This window comes from Psychrobacter sp. NC44, assembly GCF_904846655.1.
GTDB lineage: Bacteria > Pseudomonadota > Gammaproteobacteria > Pseudomonadales > Moraxellaceae > Psychrobacter.
Genome location: NZ_CAJHBN010000005.1, coordinates 64,241 through 84,734 on the forward strand (window position 1 = coordinate 64,241; position 20,494 = coordinate 84,734).

The 20,494-nt window shown below is 44.1% G+C and carries 13 protein-coding genes; 6 read left to right on the forward strand and 7 right to left on the reverse strand.

Features of this window, described 5'->3' with window-relative positions; all coding sequences use genetic code 11:
• Window positions 1-323 precede the first annotated feature (323 nt).
• The gene (locus JMX95_RS05365; protein WP_198330804.1) at window positions 324-6,413 is read left to right on the forward strand and encodes a YadA-like family protein; all 6,090 of its coding nucleotides are present in this window, start codon (window positions 324-326) and stop codon (window positions 6,411-6,413) included.
• Between the two features lie 249 nt (window positions 6,414-6,662).
• Here the strand turns inward: JMX95_RS05365 and JMX95_RS05370 are convergent, their stop codons facing one another.
• Both JMX95_RS05370 and maiA read right to left on the reverse strand, forming a co-directional pair.
• Window positions 6,663-7,844, reverse strand: coding sequence for an acyl-CoA dehydrogenase family protein (locus JMX95_RS05370; RefSeq protein WP_198330805.1), 1,182 nt, complete (start codon window positions 7,842-7,844; stop codon window positions 6,663-6,665).
• A 541-nt stretch (window positions 7,845-8,385) separates the two neighbouring features.
• Window positions 8,386-9,033: a maleylacetoacetate isomerase gene (gene maiA / locus JMX95_RS05375; protein ID WP_201560282.1), complete on the reverse strand. Its 648-nt coding sequence runs from the start codon at window positions 9,031-9,033 to the stop codon at window positions 8,386-8,388.
• Window positions 9,034-9,175: 142 nt separating this feature from the next.
• Between maiA and JMX95_RS05380 the strand changes: the two genes are divergently transcribed.
• Window positions 9,176-10,063: an IclR family transcriptional regulator gene (locus JMX95_RS05380; protein WP_227675979.1), complete on the forward strand. Its 888-nt coding sequence runs from the start codon at window positions 9,176-9,178 to the stop codon at window positions 10,061-10,063.
• Window positions 10,064-10,158: 95 nt separating this feature from the next.
• On the opposite strand, the gene JMX95_RS05385 is transcribed toward JMX95_RS05380, so the two are convergent.
• From JMX95_RS05385 to JMX95_RS05405, 5 genes are all read right to left on the reverse strand, one after another.
• Complete coding sequence (locus tag JMX95_RS05385; protein WP_201560208.1) at window positions 10,159-11,211, reverse strand: TRAP transporter substrate-binding protein; 1,053 nt, start codon at window positions 11,209-11,211, stop codon at window positions 10,159-10,161.
• A gap of 146 nt (window positions 11,212-11,357) precedes the next feature.
• Window positions 11,358-11,933 (reverse strand): VOC family protein, encoded by a 576-nt coding sequence (locus JMX95_RS05390; RefSeq protein ID WP_201560209.1) that lies wholly within the window; start codon window positions 11,931-11,933, stop codon window positions 11,358-11,360.
• Between the two features lie 113 nt (window positions 11,934-12,046).
• Window positions 12,047-13,348, reverse strand: a complete 1,302-nt coding sequence (gene fahA / locus JMX95_RS05395) for a fumarylacetoacetase (RefSeq protein ID WP_413786821.1) — start codon at window positions 13,346-13,348, stop codon at window positions 12,047-12,049.
• A 253-nt stretch (window positions 13,349-13,601) separates the two neighbouring features.
• Window positions 13,602-14,798 (reverse strand): aromatic amino acid transaminase, encoded by a 1,197-nt coding sequence (locus tag JMX95_RS05400; RefSeq protein WP_055124082.1) that lies wholly within the window; start codon window positions 14,796-14,798, stop codon window positions 13,602-13,604.
• Window positions 14,799-14,963: 165 nt separating this feature from the next.
• Window positions 14,964-15,893 (reverse strand): LysR family transcriptional regulator, encoded by a 930-nt coding sequence (locus JMX95_RS05405; protein WP_201560210.1) that lies wholly within the window; start codon window positions 15,891-15,893, stop codon window positions 14,964-14,966.
• A gap of 145 nt (window positions 15,894-16,038) precedes the next feature.
• Between JMX95_RS05405 and hppD the strand changes: the two genes are divergently transcribed.
• From hppD to nhaC, 4 genes are all read left to right on the forward strand, one after another.
• Window positions 16,039-17,139 (forward strand): 4-hydroxyphenylpyruvate dioxygenase, encoded by a 1,101-nt coding sequence (gene hppD / locus JMX95_RS05410; RefSeq protein ID WP_201560211.1) that lies wholly within the window; start codon window positions 16,039-16,041, stop codon window positions 17,137-17,139.
• Between the two features lie 188 nt (window positions 17,140-17,327).
• Window positions 17,328-18,281 carry a phenylalanine 4-monooxygenase gene (phhA, locus tag JMX95_RS05415; RefSeq protein ID WP_201560212.1) on the forward strand — a complete coding sequence of 318 codons (954 nt, stop codon included), beginning with the start codon at window positions 17,328-17,330 and terminating at the stop codon, window positions 18,279-18,281.
• A gap of 126 nt (window positions 18,282-18,407) precedes the next feature.
• Window positions 18,408-18,749, forward strand: coding sequence for a 4a-hydroxytetrahydrobiopterin dehydratase (locus JMX95_RS05420; RefSeq protein WP_201560213.1), 342 nt, complete (start codon window positions 18,408-18,410; stop codon window positions 18,747-18,749).
• 92 nt (window positions 18,750-18,841) lie between these two features.
• Window positions 18,842-20,230, forward strand: a complete 1,389-nt coding sequence (gene nhaC / locus JMX95_RS05425; RefSeq protein ID WP_055124079.1) for a Na+/H+ antiporter NhaC — start codon at window positions 18,842-18,844, stop codon at window positions 20,228-20,230.
• Window positions 20,231-20,494: the final 264 nt, after the last annotated feature.

The window sequence follows — 20,494 nt, forward strand, 5'->3', positions numbered from 1 at the left end:
AAAGTGGGAGCATTCAATATAAGCAAGGAGCAAAAAACATCTGTATATTCATTTTTTGTTATATAATTGGATGAGCGGTAATAAATGCCCGATGAGCGGCATTGTCTCTCTCTATATATTCGGTAATACTAATATATAGAGAGAGCGATTAGGGCTTTTCAAGATAAAAAGTGTTAGTTGTTGGTTAACAAGATAAATGATGAACAAAAAACATTTAATCGTTATCCGCCGATAACGTGTTTTATTTTGTGATATCGACTCTCTGCAAGATGGATATTATCTTTGATTTTTAAATCTGACCAGTCTGTAAGGGAGTGCACACTATGAACCGCATCTATAAAGTAATATGGAATGAAGCCTTGAGCTGTTTTACCGCAGTTGGTGAATATGCAAAGGGGCGCGGCAAATCTTCCAAATCTAGCGTGAGCGCAAACGCGACCATCAATACGACTTCTAATCTTTCTTCTACCCAATTTTTCCGACTATCCACGATCGCCATAGGGATGCTGGCGGCTGGATTTACAATGTCACCGCAAGCTTTTGCGCAAGTGAATGTCGGCGGTGGTACGGGATCTGGTACGGCAATTTCTTCTTGTAATACAAACAGTACTGAAGCGAATGCTGAAGGCAGCTATTCGGTTGCCATTGGCTGTGAAGCGGACGCTGGGCAAAACTTCAATCTGGTCGATAGAGGCAATCCGTCATTTACTTGGACGGGTGGTTCACAAAACAACTCTGGTAGTACCGCCATTGGCACTGGGACAGAAGCCGGTGACGTCGCTACTGCTCTAGGCACTCAAGCAAAAGCCATTGGTCGGTCATCTGTGGCAATTGGGGCGGCAGCGTATTCTAATGGGAATACCTCGTTAGCGCTTGGACGTCAATCGGCAGCGACTGCTGACTTTGCTCAGGCTATTGGTAACGTCTCCTCAGCAACGGGTCAAGGCTCTCTTGCTGTTGGTCATTCAGCACTTGCCTCAGGCAAACGTGGTATTGCGATTGGTTCAACTGATTTTGAAAATGCAGGTACAGTGGCTGATCAAGCAAATGTAGGTTATAGAGCGGATGGACAGACTCAAGCAGTTGGCAGTGATACGATTGCCTTTGGTAGTAATGCAAAAGCGACTGCTGATAACAGCCTTGCTTTTGGTGTCGGCTCTCGATCTAACGCAGTAAATGGCATCGCATTAGGTTCAAACTCTATTGCAAATCGTGCTGGTGGTGCCAGTGGTTTTGTGCCAGTAGGAGCAGATAGCTCAGTCATCCAAGCAACGGATAGCGTTACGCTTGGCGCGGTCTCTGTAGGAACAGGAGCAGCGGGTGGCAACCGTCAGATTGTAAACGTCGCAGCAGGTAGTAGTGACAGTGATGCTGTCAATGTGGCTCAGCTAACGGGGCTGTCGAATACTGTCGCTAATAATAAAACCAAGTATTATAGCGTGGACTCAGCTGCTGTCGGTAATGCTAATAACGACGGAGCGACAGGTTATAACGCCATGGCGCTGGGCGGAAATGCAAAAGCCACTGGTAGCCAAACCATTGCGATTGGCAGCTCAGAATTTGGGCAACAGACGATGGCAAGTGGTGAGCAATCGATTGCTATCGGTGCTAACGTCGTGTCTAGAGGGGCATCCTCGATCGCGATAGGCGGTGATGATCTAGATTTTGCATCGAGAACCAATATCGATGGTAGTCCATTGTCACCACTAAATAGTGGCACAGTTAACGATGTTTTCAAATCCTACGTAGGTAAAGATCTGGTAGAAACCAATCAATATGATGTCAATACCGAAGCTGGAGGTGCTGCCTCGATAGCCATTGGTGCAAAATCGCTGTCTAAAGGTGATCTGTCTACAGCCGTTGGTGTTCATTCCAATACCTCGGGAACGGCTTCTTCAGCGTTCGGTGTTGGCGCATCAGCGAGCAAAGATGGTTCAGTCTCTTTAGGTGCAGGCTCAACAACAGCAACAAGTGCAAGCTCTGAAAAGACGATGACAGTTGGTGGCGTGGTATATGATATCGCCGGTAATGTCATTGATGATAAGGGTATGTTACGAGAGGGTGCGCAAGTATCCGTGGGCGTAGTAGGATCTGAGCGTCAGATCAAAAACGTCGCTGGTGGAGCTGTCACTGCGGCTAGTACAGATGCCGTGAATGGTAGTCAATTATATGCGACCAATGAAGCGGTCGGAAATAATACCACGACTATTAACAAAGGCTTTGCATTAAAAGCCGCTGATGGTAATACAGTACAGAAACCATTGGGACAAGCCGTTGAGGTGGTTGGCTCTAACAGCAACATCGACACCCGAGTAAAAAATGGCAAAATCGAAGTTGAGCTCAATGACAACTTAAACCTAGGTACAACAGGCAGCGTTAGCACTGGCAACTTATTAAACGGCACAACGGTCAATGGTCTAGGTATTGTCACTGGAGGAGTACTTACTGGCGTCACTACCGTTAGTGGTACAGGTGTCACGGTAACGGGTGGAAGCATATTTAACCCTACCAATGCCACGTTAACCAGTAATGGTCTGACCATTTTAAATGGTCCAAGCATCACCAAAAGCGGGGTCAATGCGGGTAATAAGAAGGTCGTCAATGTTTCTAATGGTACGGTCAGTCTAAATAGCAAAGACGCCATCAATGGTGGTCAGTTATTTAATACCAACCAACAAGTCACGACCAATACTAACAACATCTCAACCAATACCACCAATATTGGCATCAACACTGACAATATTGCTAAAGGCATCAAGTTTAATGTGAATGATGCAAGTAGCGGTGGCACTCTCAAAAAAACTTTCGCCTTGGGTGAAGAAATTAAGTTTGATACAGACAGCAATTTAACCACCACTGGCTTATCAACGGGTGATGGAATCAAACTTGGTTTAGCCAACAACTTAACAGGTCTGGATAGTGCAAGCTTTAATAGCGGCGTTAGTATCTCATCTACTGGTATCAATGCTGGTGATAAAGTCATCTCAGGAGTGGCTAGCGGTGGCACAACAGAAACCAATGCGGCGAATATTGGTGATTTGAATAGTGCCATTACTGGTGTATCCACCTCAGGCTTTGCATTAAAAGCTGCTGATGGTAACACAGTACAGAAACCATTGGGACAAGCCGTTGAGGTGGTTGGCTCTAACAGCAACATCGACACCCGAGTAAAAAATGGCAAAATCGAAGTTGAGCTCAATGACAACTTAAACCTAGGTACAACAGGCAGCGTTAGCACTGGCAACTTATTAAACGGCACAACGGTCAATGGTCTAGGTATTGTCACTGGCGGCGTGCTTACTGGCGTCACTACCGTTAGTGGTGCAGGTGTTACAGTAACGGGTGGAAGCATATTTAACCCTACCAATGCCACGTTAACCAGCAATGGTCTGACCATTTTAAATGGTCCAAGCATCACCAAAAGCGGGGTCAATGCGGGTAATAAGAGAGTTATTAACGTTGATGATGGGGTTAACGCAAAAGATGCGGTGAATTTTAGTCAGCTAGAAACGACTAATACTAATGTCACGACCAATACTAACAACATCTCAACCAATACCACCAATATTGGTACCAACACTGACAATATTGCTAAAGGCATCAAGTTTAATGTGAATGATGCAAGCAGCGGCGGTACTCTCAAAAAAACCTTTGCCTTGGGTGAAGAAATTAAGTTTGATACAGACAGCAATTTAACCACCACTGGCTTATCAACGGGCGATGGAATTGCTCTCGGTCTGTCTCCAACTTTAACGGGCCTCACTAGTGCAGATTTTGGTGGTGTTAGTATCTCTACTACTGGTATCAATGCCAACGACACCCAGATCAAGGGAGTAAAAAGCGGTGGTAATACGGAAACCAATGCAGCAAACATCGGTGATGTACAGATGGCAGCCGCAGGAGCGAGAACCAAAGTAGTTAAAGGTACGAATGTTGCCAGTGTTGACTTTTCAAACGATAGCGATACTGGACAGGATGTCTATACTGTCAATGCCAATGGCACCAGTGTTTCTACTGCAGATGCTAATGCACTAACAGTTAGCACTAGTGTCAAAGATCCTGATACCAATATCACCGACTATCAAGTTGATCTAAGCGAAGGTAGTAAGGCAAGCTTGGTAAAAGCCGATAGTGCGATGCAAACGGTAGTGACACAAATCAATGGTGCTGATGTCAAGACTTTGGATAAAGACAATAATACAGCCAACTTTATTACTGGTGACAATATTGTCTTGACCGCTGACAATGGTGGTATCAAAGTTGCTACTGCTGCCGATTTAGTCTCAACCAGCTTGACCACAGGAACTACAGTCGTCAACGCTGATGGTGTCACATTCACGGGTGGGACTAATCAAACGGTCAGACTTAGTAATAGTGGGCTGGACAATGGTGGCAATCAAATTACTAATGTCGCTAACGGTACAATAGCCAGCGATGCCGTAAACTTTGGTCAACTACAAGCCACGACCACGACCATCGATAAAGGTTTTGATTTCGATGGTGACACGGGTACTACCGTTAATCGTCAGCTTGGTGACAAGCTGACAATCAAAGGTGGCGCGACCGTGGCAAGTGACTTGTCAAATGGCAACAACATTGGCGTCGTTGCTGACGGTACCAGCACATTGACCGTGAAACTTGCGAAAGATTTAACTGGTCTTAACAGCGCAAACTTTGGTAGCGGTGTCAGCATCTCAGCCAATGGTCTGAACAATGGTGGCAATAAAATTACTAACGTTGCAGAAGCGACCACAGGTAAGGATGCGGTAAACTTCGACCAATTGTCAGCAACCAATAGTCTCGTGGCCAAAGGCATCAAAATCGGTGATGGCAATAGTGCCAACGACCAGCAGTTTGCTTTAGGTGATACCATCAACGTCACTGGTGATAGCAACATTACGACGATGGCCTCAGCAACGGGTGTTCAGGTGAAACTGAATAACCAGTTGAATTTAGGCAATGAGGGTAGCATGCAGATTGGTAATAGCATTATGAATAGTAATGGCTTTACCTTTACTGGTAATGGTCCCGGTAGAACGGTTAGACTGAGCAGTAGTGGTCTTGACAATGGTTTTAACAGAATCACCAATGTAGCTGCTGGTATTGCAGATACAGATGCAGCGACTGTCGGACAGTTGAACGCCACGACGTTTGCCCTTGATCAAGGTTGGGGACTAACGGCTCAGGGTGATGTTGCCACTATGATCAAACAAGGCAGCGCCATCGATTTGAACAGTACAGATGGTAATATTAAAGTATCTAGATCAGCGGACAATAATGTTAGCCCTGACCTACGTGCTGCTGCACCATTGGCAGGCGTCAATGACATTAGCTTCGATTTAAATCCAGACCTGAATTTAGATAGCGTAACGACGGGTAATACCATTATGAATAACAATGGGCTGACTATTACAGGTGGACCTAGTATCACCAAAGCGGGTATCAATGCTGCTGACACTAAGATTACAAACGTTGTGAATGGCGATGTCTCTGAAGGTAGCAAAGATGCCATCAATGGTGGTCAGCTCTATGCACAAGGCAGTGGCATCAGTAGTATCATTGGCGGTGAGACAGTCTACAATCCTGTAGATGGTACCTTTACCAATAGTAATATTGGTGGTACTGGTCAAAATAGTATCGACGGTGCGATTGCTTCTATTAAGCAAGGAGAAGTCGTTATCAATGAAAACATCCAAGCCAACACTACCAATATCCAAACCAATACCACGAATATTGCCACGAATAAAACAAACATCGATACTAATACGACCAATATCAAAGTGAACAAGGATAAAATAGATGCGGGTCTCAATTTTGGTGCTGATAGCGGTGCTACCATCAACAAACCAGTAGGCGATGGCAGTGTCCTCACCTTCACAGGTGGTAATAACATCACCACAACAGCAGCAGGCAGTAGTATTAAGTTTGATCTAAACGGTAATATTAATATCGATAGCGTCAAAACTGGCAATACGACAATCAATAATAATGGTGTCAGCATTGTCGGTGGTCCTAGTATGACCGCAAGCGGTATCAATGCCGCTGGCAACAAGATCACTGATGTGGCTGATGGCATGGCACCCAGAGACGCTGTGAATATGGGTCAATTAGATGCTGTTAGTCAAAGACTTGGCAACAACATGAATGAGCTAGGTTATAAAATTGGTGAAGTCGAAGACGATGCAAATGCTGGTATCTCAGCCGCCATGGCAATGTCTTCACTACCGCAAGCTTACATCGCTGGTAAATCCTTAATCGGTGGCGGTATAGGAACGTACAATGGGGAAAGTGCAGTTGCTATTGGCTTCTCGAAGTTATCCAATGATGGTCGTTGGGTCATGAAGGTAAACGGCACCGCTGATACCCAAGGTAATGCTGGCGGCTCGATTGGTGCAGGCTTCCATTTTGATTAAAGCAATCAAGCCTACTATCAAGTAAAGTGATTTGTTAGTTATAAAAATTAGTCATAAAAAAGCAAGGCATCAGATGTCTTGCTTTTTTGTAACATGAGCATGAAGACGTTTTCAGCGTGATGATTTGGTAGTCACTATTTGGTAGTCACCAAATGACTTTTACCAATGATTTGTTTTTCTTTGGCTCAATAGCCAATCGATAAAAAGCCCTCATTCTATGAGGGCTTATTTATTTTTATAAAAGCAATTCTATACTCTGAACATGGCTGCATTTGGGGTCAATCCGACATAAGCCATGCCAGCTTGCTCCATCCAATGTGGCTGCACGATACCATGTTGTAAAATAGCATGAATGTCTCGATGCGCTCTTTCTATTCTATGTTTTTTATATAGCGAGACCGTACCAGCGACCGCATAAATTTCCGATACCATGGCTCTGGCTTCTCTCGCTGCTTCACAGGCTGCTGCCCACACATCAGCCAGCTGTGTATCGGTAAAGGTGTTCTGTTGCTGTGCTTCGTTCCATAATACCTCGACACTATTGTGTAACTGTGCGCGCTTAGACGCTAATAAGGTTTTGCTTTTAGCGATAGTCGCTTGTACTGCTGCACGATCACGCAAATCTGGGCTTCTACCGGGCGTTACTTTCTTAAGGCAAATTTCGATTAACTCATCTGTCGCCGCTTTTAAGACACCCAGTGCCATCGCTGCACAGCCAACGGCATTAATACAACCGATTGGTAGGCGGCTATACGCATTATCGATGGCGACAGGGCTATCAAAATCGACCGCATAACGCTCCTGCACAAACGCGTCTTTGATGACGATGTCGTGACTGCCTGTACCATTTAGTCCACCAACATGCCAAGTATCAATCACTTCCACATCTTTTTTTGGAATAAAGAACAGCTTTAAATTTGCACCCGGTCCAAGGGTCGTAGGCGAGCCTTCGGATATTACCAAGCAGCGCAGCACAAACCAGTCTGCCAATTCACAACCTGATACTAATGTCCATTGACCTGAGACCGTATATCCTTCAGCGGTTTGTTTAGCAATCCCTTCAGGGCGTGCAGAGTTGGCATAGACATGAGAGGGGTCACTGTATATCTCTTTCATACTAGGCTCGTCTAAAAATCGTCCAAATGTGCAGGCCAAATGGTTGTTCCAAACGATCCAAGCAACTGAGGCTTCAGCACTGGCTAGCGTCTCATAAACCTTTAACGTTTCCACAGGATTGCCTTGCCATCCTCCCAACGATTTTGGCAGTCCCATCCTAAATAACGACAACTCTGACAGTTTTTTGACCACTGTCGGTGCAATTTTTCTACAGGTTTCTGTTTCTTCTCTAGCCGATAGGGCTAAATCATAAATATCTTGAGCGGCATGGGATGGTAGAGCGTCTTTGTTATTTGATAGATGTGTATAACTCATAATATCCAACCTTATTTTAATGTATAAAACAGTATGTTTATCTAAAATTAATTCTAAATTTGAGATATAACAACGCCTATACCAAGAATAGCCAACAGTTGACTGCTATACAACCAATAATTTGCATATATGAAATATTATATTGAGATGAAAAGTAGAAGTGATGATTCGATGAAATATTAAATACTATGTTTGGCTTAAGAGTATCAATGCTTTGCCTGTTTTCAGGCAGTCATTCGCTTTGATTGCTTTGTCTGAGCCCTGAGCCCAGAAATTATAAGGGCGTTTTGTTATTTAATTCTCTAATCATTTAATTTTCTAGGGCATGTCCTCATTTTAAAAATGGTAATAAAAATGAGATAAATTGCCGTCAAACAAGGAAAATAGCGCAGATAATATCAGGATATTAACCAGCTATTTGACGATGTTTGGCAAGATTTAGCCATTTTTAGCCCATTTAGAGGATACTCGATTGAATTGAGGACACGCCCTAGTCATTTAATAGCAAAACACCCTTACTGAAAGCACCCTGTTTGAGTATTTATTGAGACTTGGGCGCATCAGGCTGCATGCTAGGATCAGCGTCAGCAAAGGCTTTGAGCGTACGGCAATGCGTGTCAATTTCGACGATATTGGGATAAGCACTTAAATCCACGTTAAAACGTCGCGCCGAAGAGACCTGAGGAATCAAATAGCAATCTGCAAAAGTAGAGCTGTCACCGTAGCAAAATTTTCCACGGCTTTTGTCTTTTGCTAGTATTTTTTCTAACGCCGCAAATCCCTCACTCATCCAACGGTTGCACCACGCCATGACTTTTTCTTCGTCTACCGCCAGCTCATTGCGTAGATATTGTAAGATACGGCGGTTATTAATGGGATGAATATCACAACCAATCATAGCGCTAATGGCTCGTACTTGCATCCGTCCAGCCGCGTCTTTAGGCAATAGCGGGTTTTCTGAATGAACTTCTTCTAACCATTCTAAGATGGCAGGGCTTTGATATAGTAATAAATCATCGGTCTGTAAAACAGGCACCAATCCTTGTGGATTGAGTGATTTAAACGCATCTGCTAACTGCTCATCTTTTGCTAAATTGACCGAAATATAGTCATAGTCTAAGCCTTTGAGATTCATCGCGATACGAGTACGATACGAGGTGCTGCTGCGAAAGTAGCCATAAAGTGTCATCATTGTGAATTCCTTTTATTATGGTAGGTTGTGAATGAGATAAGCGGTTATAATTAATGGTACGAAATGTATCTTATACAATTAAAAAACTCTTATGACGTTACCTCTTCATTTCAGTTTTTCATGAATATGTTAGATTAATATGCCAAGTAAATTACTCATTGAGCAAAACATGCCAGCAGCTGAAAGCCCTTTAGAAAATCCCGTGACAACCAATAAAAGTCAAAGTGGCGTCCAGTCACTGGAGATTGGATTGTCGGTGGTAGACGTTCTTATCGATCATAACGAGCCGATGATGCTAAAAGATATTGCGCAAGTGATGCAAATGCATCCAGCAAAGTGTCACCGCTATTTGGTCAGCCTCATACGTAAAAACTATGCGCGTAAGCTTGATGATGGTCGCTACGGGCTAGGCGATAGGGTTAACACATTGGCAGCATTGGGGCACTCTGGATTTAGTCAAAACAATATTTTAGAGCGGCTGACGCACATCGCTAATGAAATCAAAGACACCCTGAATTGCGGTGTGCAGATTGCCAAATGGTTTAGCGAAGGTCCTATTATTATTCAGTCCGTTGAACCAGATAGCCCGATTAGTATTATCACTCGTATCGGTTCACGTATGCCGCTGACGACATCGGCGACGGGGCAATTATTTGCCAGTTATCAGCCAGATGCCGTCATTCAGCCATTGGTCACAGCTGAATGGCAGACAGACAATGAAGCAATAATCACAGAAAAATGGCAGAATTTCAGTCACTTGCAAGCCAAGATTCGTACCCAAGGCTATGCGACAGTGACGGGTGATATGCTCATGGGGATTAATGCCATTACGATTCCTGTCATATTGCCGCCGTTTGTTAATAGCGCTGTTAATCTATCTGCTGTTAGTGGCAAAACTGCTAGCAAAGGACTACCACTAGAGTACGCCATCACTATCATCGGAACGACAGAGCAATTGCCTATGAGTGAGCAACACAACGTGGTTGAGCAAATTCTAGCAATCGCGCAGCGTTATCAAATTGCGTAGCTGGTTTTTTTACTATATAAGTTTTAATCATATAAACTGACCGACTATCGCGTAAAGGAATTTTTGTCCGAATATCGTTTAATGATATTCATCCTTTAGACCATACAGGCGCTACTGGCAGCTTTTGCTTTTTCGTACACGTTGTCAGCGTCTAGACCAGTGGCATTGACTTCATCTAGATAGTGCTGTGAGCCTTCCATTAATGGACCTTTCCAGTCTGGGTCATTGAGTGGGTCAGGGATATCGATCATGATATCGCCTTTTTCTTTGGCTGCGGCCATTGCTTTGGCGTTACTGACGTCAAATACTTTGGAGACACGTGCTGCCATCTCCGCCCCTGAATTGTCATCAATTACTTTCTTGAGATCATCAGGTAAGTTGTTGTATTTCTCTTTATTCATACTGATAACAAAAGTAGAGTTATAAAAAGGAATGTTGGTGTGCGTATTGATTAACTCATCAAGACGAAATGCTTGAATGGGCTGCCAAGTAAAGCTAAGTCCGTCAATGACACCGCGTTGAAGGGAAGTATAAGTATCACTGGCAGGCATGCCAACAGGCGCCGCGCCAGTCGCTTCGATAATGTGACTGGCAACCGCAGAAGGTTGACGAATACGCAAACCTTTCATATCAGCTGGCGTGCGAATAGGCTTATCTACGGTATGCAGCGCACCTTGTCCAGTGCCTATCAGCGCTAGCAGGTGAGTATCTTCGTACTCATTTTTAATGACACTATCATCATACAGTTTATGAAGTATGCAGCTCTGCTGCTGTGCAGTATTGGTGATACCTGGCAGCTCTACAATTTGAGTTAAAGGAAATCGCCCTGCTGTATATCCTTGCGCTTGCATACCAATATCAACGATACCTTTTGCGGTAGCATCATAGGTAGCACCCGGTTTGCTAAGAGTAGCAGAAGGGTAGATCTCAATCTTTAAGCGGCCTTTTGATTCTTCTTCAATTTTCTTTGCCCATGGCTGCAATGCTTCGGTGTTTATGTTGTCATTGGCAGTCATAAAGTGTGAGAATCTTAGAGTAGTCACATCGCCTGTCTCTACATCAGCGTCTACTGCTGGGTCGTTATTAGAGCAACCAGTCATCGCGATCGAAGTCGCTAAGAGTATTCCTAAAGGGGGTTTTATTTTCATCATTGAATCCTTTCATGATGGTTAGATATTGTTCGCTACCTAGGGCGTGTCATCAATTAGTATATTGATGCATTCAATGGTCTTAAAATGATGGCACGCCCTAATTAATCATATAAAAAGAGATAGCAAACACAATAACAGGTCAATCACTCACCGACAGGCGCGACTTCTCTTGCTTCAGCCAGTTCCTCTGCATGTAAAAACTGGGTATGAGCTGGTGCGCGTTTGGTACGTGACCATTCTTCTAACATCTCATACTTCATGGCTTCAGTAATCATCGAGACTTTTTCTTCTGAGGTAATATCATCGTAGGTGAGTTCCATACGATGGCCATTAGGATCAAAGAAATAGATAGAATGGAAGATACCGTGATTGGTCACACCGACCACATCAATACCATTTTCTTCTAAATGCTTTTTTGCTGCCATTAAGGCATCACGGTTTTTTACCTTCATGGCTAAGTGTTGCACCCAATTCGGGGTATTCGGATCAAAACCCATTTCAGGCTGATTGGGTACTTCAAAAAACGCCAATACGTTGCCATTACCTGCGTCTAAAAACACATGCATATAAGGATCAAAGGCTTTGGTCGAAGGCACGTGGTCTTCAGCAAATGCAAGGATGAAGTCCATGTTTAGATATTTTTGATACCATTCAACGGTTTCTTTAGCGTCTTTGCAGCGATAGGCCACATGATGGATTTTTTCAATTTTAAAGCTCATATCAAACTCCTTTTGATAGGGAATGCAGTAAGTAATAGGCTGCCAGTACCGATTGACTATAGGTCGATGGTTGCTTGGCAGCTCAAAAACACTGTGCTCACATTTTTTCTAGACTATTTGTCAAAATCAAAGTTAAGCGCGGGCAGTACTTTGCCGCGTACTTCACCAAACCCGACACGAATGCCGTCTTTTTCGCTATAGCCTTTCATGATTACTGTGTCGCCATCTTCAATAAAACTGCGGGTCTCACCGCCTTTTAAAGTGACAGGTTTGGTCGCATTCCAAGCAATCTCTAGCATTGAGCCATAAGAATCTGGCGTTGGTCCTGAAATCGTACCTGAGCCCATCATATCGCCAACTTCCACTTTACAGCCAGTGATAGTGTGGTGGGTGAGCTGCTGCGCCATTGACCAATACATGTGCTTGAAGTTGGTCTCACAAACCACAGTGGCGCTATCTGAGTTTTCAGGCAATAACTCAACTGATAGATGGATGTCGTAGCTATTATTGCTGTCTTTTTCGTTTAGATATGCCAATGGTTTTGGCTCTTGAATCGGGCATGCCGTTTTAAAAGGTACCAACGCATCCATAGTCACAATCCAAGGCGAGACTTCAGAAGCAAAGGTTTTAGCATTAAATGGACCTAAAGGCACGTATTCCCATTTTTGAATGTCACGGGCTGACCAGTCGTTGAGCAAAACCATGCCAAAAATATGCTCAGAAGCATTGTCCACTGCGATTGGTTGACCAATGCTATTACCTTTACCAACTACAAAAGCAGTCTCAAGCTCAAAATCTAAACGCTTGCAGGCTGAGAAAATAGGGCGGTCATCAGCGTTTGGCTTTAATTGACCAGAGGGGCGTATCACCTCAGTGCCACTGACGATGACGGTGCTGGCGCGTCCGTTATAGCCCACTGGCATTTCAGTCCAGTTAGGGAGCAGGGCGTTGTTTGGATCACGAAACATAGTGCCGACGTTGGTGGCGTGCTCTTTAGACGAATAGAAATCGGTAAAGCCTGGTACGTGAACAGGCAGATGCATGGTGACGTCTGCTTGATTAAATAGCGCTTTTTTCTGCAAATCTTGATTATCACGCAAGGCGTCGCTGGCACTAGATAGGAGGGTTTGGATGGTTGTGCGTGCTTGGGTCCAATTGTCTCGACCTGAGTCAATAAAAGCGTTTAGCGTTGCTTGATCAAAATATGGACCACCCTCTAAGCTCAGTAAACCTTCTGCTTCGAGCACAGCCAAATCCAATACGTACTCACCGATAGCCACACCAGCGCGGCGCTTATTATTATCAGCAGCGTCTTTGGCGTCACTAAAAATACCATAAGGCAGGTTATGAATGGAGAAGTCAGAATCAGCGGCGATATCGATAAAGGATATGAGGGTGTTGTCAATCTTTGACATAGGTTGCTCCTTGCTAAAGCATATAATGAATTACGTTATAATTAACTACTTACGCATAATGTAATTTATCAAAGTGGAGATTGCAAGGGTTTTTGTGCAGTGTTTTCTTAAAATAGACGTGATACTAGGGACGTTGATGTTCTTTGGTAAAACAAATAGGAAAAACGTAGGACATAAAAAAAGGCTGAGCACTCGCTCAACCTTTTTATGAATCGCTATTACTGACTACCGCACCGTTTTAATGCGTGCTCACTCAGTCTTTCAAGACGTCTGCCATGGCATTGGCCACATAGTCGATGTTGCTGGTGTTCAGTCCAGCCACACACATACGTGAGTTGGAAACCATGTAAATGCCAAACTCGCTTTGTAAGCGTTCGACTTGCTCAGGCGTCAGACCAGTAAAGCTAAACATGCCATTTTGACGGGTAATATAGTCAAAGTTGCGGTTCGGGATTTTGGCTTCTAACACTGATTTTAGCTGTAAACGCATGGCTTTGATACGGTCGCGCATCGCATAAACTTCGCCAACCCATTGCTTATGTAGTGCTTCGTCGTTCATAACGATATCGACCACACGACCACCATGTGATGGCGGGCTTGAGTAAATACGGCGTACGGTAGCATTTAGCTGACCGAAGACGCGCTCTGTCTCGTCAACCGTTGGACAAACAACTGATAGACCACCGACACGCTCACCATATAGCGATAAGTTTTTAGAGAATGAGTTGCTGACAAACAATGGCAAGCCCATATCGACAGCTTTACGAATCGCATAAGCATCGCTGTCCATGTCTTCGCCAAAGCCTTGGTAGGCAATGTCCATAAATGGAATCAATTCGCGCGCTTGAATGACGTTCAGCACGGTATCCCATTGCTCACGGGTCAAATCTAGACCTGTTGGATTGTGGCAACAAGGATGCAGCAAGATCACATCATTTTTGTTCAACGTCTCAAAAAACGCAATCATTTCATCGAATTTGATGCTGCTGTTGGCTTTATCGTAGTACGGGTATTTACCCACTTCGACATCAGAGCCTTCAAAAATGGCAATGTGGTTGCCCCATGTCGGGTCACTCACATAGCATTTAGATTGTGGGAACCATTCATGGATGAACTCAGCGCCGACTTTTAACGCGCCAGAACCGCCGATTGTAGCGATAGTAGCGACCAAACCGTCTTTTAAAATCTGCGCGTCTTTACCGAACAGTAGTTCCTGACAGCCTTTACGATGTCCTGGTAAGCCTGCCATCGGCAGATAAGGACGCGGCGCAATAGGATCGGCAATGCGTTCTTCGGCTGTTTTTACACAGTCAAGTACAGGCAATACACCATTTTCATCATAATAAATACCAATGCCTAAATTGACCTTTTTAGGATTGTTATCTGCTGTATATTTTTCCATCAGCCCTAAAATTGGATCACCAGCGTAATAGTCGATACGTTCAAACATGTTGTTTCCTTATGAAATATAAATCAAGCCGCCAAAAATCATAGAGCAAATTGACGGTTAACTCAATATGAGATTCAATTATCTTGCATAATTAATAAAATAGTTGGTTGCAACCATTGTGTTTCAAGGCTTTTTAAGCACCGATCATGTCTGTATCAGCGATACTTAAGTATGCTGTAAGTCATTAAAATGACTGGAAAAATAGCTCTGCAAGAAGTCTTTGAAAGCAATGGTAGCAGGCGATAACGCACGAGAAGAACGCTGATAGATAAAAAACTGCCGCATTTTAACGGGTTGTGCCAGCGGCCTCATTTGTAAGCCATTGGCGCTAACCCAGTCGATGACTTCGGGCATATAGGGCAAACATAAGGTAATACCGAAGCCTTGACGGGTCATTTCAAGCGCGGTAGACATAAAATTCACTTTATACCGTGCCTGTTGGATATGACTGGCGATACGGTCATCCAACTCGGCTGTCACTTGTTCAATGAAAGGGCCTTGCAGCGTGATGAGCGGAATGTCTAATAAATCCTGCCACATTATTTCATGTTTTTGTGCCAGCGCATGGTTGTCAGGCATCACCACACAAAATGGCAGCTGATATAACAAATCAGCATTGATATCGTCCTCAGCCTCCATAAATCCAAGCTCAGTACCGACACCCAAATCTACTTCAATGTCCTGAATATGTCTGAGTAAGTTTTCTGCCGAACAATCTAATAGCGACACGCTAATCTCGGGGTGTTGTTTGGAAAACTGGGCGATGACTGCTGGCATCGAAGAGGCTGCAAACTGCGAAACAGCGAGTCGTACTTGACCTTGCGCCAAGCTTGTTAAACTGCTCGCCTCATTTTCAAACAGCTGCATCTCATTCAAGATACGCCGTGCTTGTGGCAATAAATGCCGTCCTACTACCGACAAAGACAGCTGGCGGGTAGTACGGTCGAACAGCACAATACCGAGGCTGGACTCTAGCTCTTTAATCAAGCCGCTAACGGCAGATTGGGTCAAATGCATCTGATCGCTGGCACGGGTAAAACTGCCATTGTCAGCGACTTGGATAAAAGCGGTTAATTGGCGAATGCTGATATTCATAAGTAAACCTGATAAATAAATCATAAAAAACAATTAGTCTTATAAATAAACCTAATCTAATATAAATACATCGTCAATAAGAATTATTGATTGAAGACATTTTTTATCGCATTTTTACCACCAATTGAAATTAAGGATGATTACAATGGCAGATTTATTTGACAACCCAATGAGCCTGAATGGGTTTGATTTTGTTGAATTCGCCTCGCCTCAACCGGATGCGGTCGACGCATTGTTCAAACAGCTTGGCTTTGCCCATGTCGCCAATCATCGCTCAAAAGATGTGGCGCTATACCGTCAAGGTGATATCAATCTTATTCTAAATCGTGAACCAAAAAGCGAAGCCAGCTATTTCGTTGAAGAGCATGGTGCTGGCGCTTGTAGCATGGGTTTTCGTGTGCAGAATTCCAAAAAAGCTTATGAGCGTGCCATCGAAATGGGCGCGCAGCCAGTAGACGTACCCACTGGTGTGATGGAGCTGCGCCTGCCTGCTATCAAGGGTATCGGTGGCTCACTGATTTATCTCATCGATCGTTATAAAGATGGTGAGTCTATTTATGACGTCGATTTCGAGTTTTTTGCTGATGTAGACCGTCGTCCTGTCGGGCATGGTTTTAAAGTCATCGACCATTTAACCCATAACGTTTACCGTGGTCGCATGGCTTATTGGGCAAACTTTTATGAGCGCATCTTTAACTTCCGCGAAATCCGCTTTTTTGACATCAAAGGTGAATATACGGGTTTGACCAGTAAAGCCATGACAGCGCCTGATGGCAAAATCCGTATTCCATTGAACGAAGAGTCAAAGCAGGGCGGCGGTCAAATTGAAGAATACTTGATGCATTTCAACGGTGAAGGTATTCAGCATATTGCTTTGGCCAGCGATGATTTGTTTGCCAGCATCGATAAATTAAAAGCAGCGGGTATCCCGCTCATGACTGCTCCAACCGCAACTTACTATGAAATGCTGAGTGAGCGTCTACCAAATCATGGCGAAAATGTCTCTGAGCTACAGATGCGCGGTATCTTGTTAGATGGCACCACTGAAGGCGGCGCACCGCGTCTGCTACTACAAATTTTCTCTGAAACTATCTTAGGTAGCCCTGTATTCTTCGAGTTTATCCAGCGTAAAGGTGATTACGAAGATGGCTTTGGCGAAGGTAATTTCAAAGCCCTATTTGAATCCATCGAGCGCGATCAAGTCCGTCGTGGCACGGTTGGTCAGCCAGAAACTGAAACACCGTAAGCGCCTCTACATTTAGGGAAAAATCCATAAAATAAACGGGCAGGGCAAAAGAAGTTTGTCTTGTCCCTAATAACCACTGCGCTCTGTAATACCATGTGTTCAATGCGATGACTGAGCTATGGTTCAGTCATGATTGAAAACGAATAGCAAAAATTCAGAGCGCTAATGGCAATAAAAGGAATACAGGCATGGAACGCCTACCACATACGAATTCTGTTAATAAAGCTATCGGTGCCAACAGCGTTGCTTGCAAAACGCTAGGCACTGATGCCAGTCACGATGATTCTGCTTATAAAAAGCAGGATTCTATGCCTAAAAAACAACCTTACGTGTCGCATCAGCCAGATAGCCATGGTCATATTCACTATAGTGATGATGAAAATGGTATGTGGCAGGCATTGCTTGAGCGTCAAGCCGAGCAAATACCTAACCGTGCCTGCCCAGCCTATCTAGACGGTTTAAAAAAGCTGAATTTGCCCGCTACGCGTATTCCGCAATTGCATGATATCGATGAGGTATTGCAAGCCACGACTGGCTGGCAAACTGCCGCTGTCCCTGCATTAATCAGTTTTGGTAAGTTTTTTAAATTGCTTGCCAATAAATCCTTTCCGGTGGCAACTTTTATCCGTCGATTTGATGATATGGACTATATCGAAGAGCCCGATATTTTTCATGAAATCGTTGGACATTGTCCGCTTTTGACCCATCCTGCCTTTGCGACGTTCAATGAAACTTATGGCAAGTTGGGTCTTAATGCCACTAAAGAAGAACGGTGGTTTTTGGCACGGCTCTATTGGTTTACCATCGAGTTTGGTTTGGTTGGAAAGACACAAGATAACCGTAGAATCTATGGCGGAGGCATCCTAAGCTCACCGTCTGAGACGGTTTATGCACTCAATGCTGGTTCTGAGCAGCAAGCAGAACCTCAGCATCAACCGCAAAATCAACCAGAGCACCGAGCGTTTGACTTGCTTGATGTGTTGCGTACCCCTTATCGTATCGATCATATCCAGCCGATTTATTATGTCATTGATGATTTGGATACATTATTTGATATCGTCAATAGCGATGTCATGGGAATGGTCAAACAAGCCATGTCGCTAGGATTGTTCGAGCCTAGTTATGCGGTAAAAAACGCCTAATGCATGGTTAAGACAAACGGCATCATTTGAATGACGTAGCCGTAAATGACAGCGTCAACATGGACGTAACTGTATTAAACATAACAGTATTAAAAAAATGAATAGTTAACATAAAAGGACATTATAATGACGACATTATCACAAGCCAGCTGTGAGGCCTGCCGCATTGGCGCGCCAACGGTCAGCGACATCGAAACACAAGAGCTATTACAGCAAATTCCAGATTGGTCATTGATCGAGGTTGATGGCATCAAGCAATTACAACGTCAATATAAATTCAAAAACTTCGTCAAGGCGATGGAGTTTGCCAACCAATTAGCTGAAATCGCCGAAGTAGAAGGGCATCATCCTGGCATATTGGTAGAGTGGGGCAAGGTGACGGTTACGTGGTGGTCACACAGCATTAAAGGTCTGCATCGCAATGATTTTGTCATGGCAGCTAAGACCGATAGTCTGCTGGATCAATAATGAGGGTAGCAATCGCTATTGCAACTCATTAAACTTGTCCGACTCAAAGCCAACCCTAACGCCAGATTTGACTGGCAAGCTAAGGATGTGTGATGCCTCCAAAAATATTAACCCAAATTTCACCTCAACTGGCATTTATGATTTCTGCCATTGTCATCGCTATTATGGGTGTTACCATGATAGGTTTTGGCTGGGTACCGCATTTATCATTGATACTCGCTATTTGTGTCTTGCTGGGCATTGGTCTGTTTAAAGGCTTGACCTTTGATGACATGCAAGCGCAAATGGCATCGGGTGTCATGCGTGGTATCGGTGCTATCTATCTATTCTTCTTTATTGGTTTGATGGTCGCCGCTTTAATGATGTCTGGTGCTATTCCAACGCTGATGTATTTTGGTTTTCAGTTGATATCGCCAGAGTATTATTACATTTCAGCCTTTGTATTGACCTCCATTATTGGTATTGCCTTGGGCAGTAGTTTGACCACCGCGGCGACATTGGGTGTGGCTTTTATTGGTATGAGTAATGCCTTTGATGCCAACGTGGCGATTGCGGCTGGTGCGGTGGTCTCAGGGGCGTTTTTTGGTGATAAAATGTCGCCGTTATCAGACACCTGTACCATTGCTTCATCGGTGGTGGGTATTGATTTGTTTGAGCATATTCGCAATATGATGTATACCACGGTACCAGCGTGGATACTCACGGTCATTATTTTTTGGTTTTTTTCTGGGCAGACCGCAGGCTCTGACTTGAGTCAAGTAACCGTATTGCAAGGTCAGTTGATTGAAAGTGGCTTGGTACATGGTTATGCGGTATTGCCATTCGTGGTACTGGTTGGGTTGGCGGTTTTTCGTGTCAATGCCATTTATACGATTATCTGTACCATTGTGGCAGCATTGATTATTACTTATTTGCACAGCTCGCCGAGCTTTGGACAATTAGGTGGCTATTTATTTGCAGGCTATGCACCAGCTGAATCGTTAGAGCTGGGTGAAGTCGGTGGTATGCTATCGCGCGGCGGTGTGCAGAGTATGTTCTTCACTCAAGCGATTGTAATATTGGCACTCAGTCTCGGTGGCTTGCTCACAGCATTGGGTATTTTGCCAGCACTGTTATCAGGGATTAAAGACACCTTAACCACATCAGGACGCGCCATATTTGCCGCTGCCATGTCTGCTCTGAGTATTAACGTGCTTATTGGCGAGCAGTATTTGAGTATTTTATTATCTGGTACTGCCTTTCGTCCGACGTTTGAGCGTTTGAATTTACATCCTAAGAATCTGTCTCGTACCATTGAAGATGCAGGTACGGTCATCAATCCTCTAGTGCCTTGGAGTGTGTGCGGCGTGTTTATCAGCCAAGCATTAGGCGTGCCCGTGCTTGATTATCTGCCTTATGCGTTCTTCTGTTATTTATCGCTACTACTAACGATATTGTTTGGTTTTACGGGAATTACCATCAGCCGACTCAAGAGTCAGTGACCCGAAAAACTTTTGTCTTTAAATTCTGCATTAAAACGCTAGGGCTTGTGTCTTCTAAGACAACACAACAAGCCCTAGTTTTTATTTATACCCTTGCAATCATTTGTGACAAGCTGATAGGTGTTGAGTACGATATACCGGGTTTGTAGCTCGCTAAGTTGTGTGGTAGGCGCTGTACAGGGGATTAAAAACGTTTGTTCAAGAAATTGAGCAGACGTTTTTTTGTGTCTTTCAATAATACTTGTACAGCCATTGCTTCGGCAT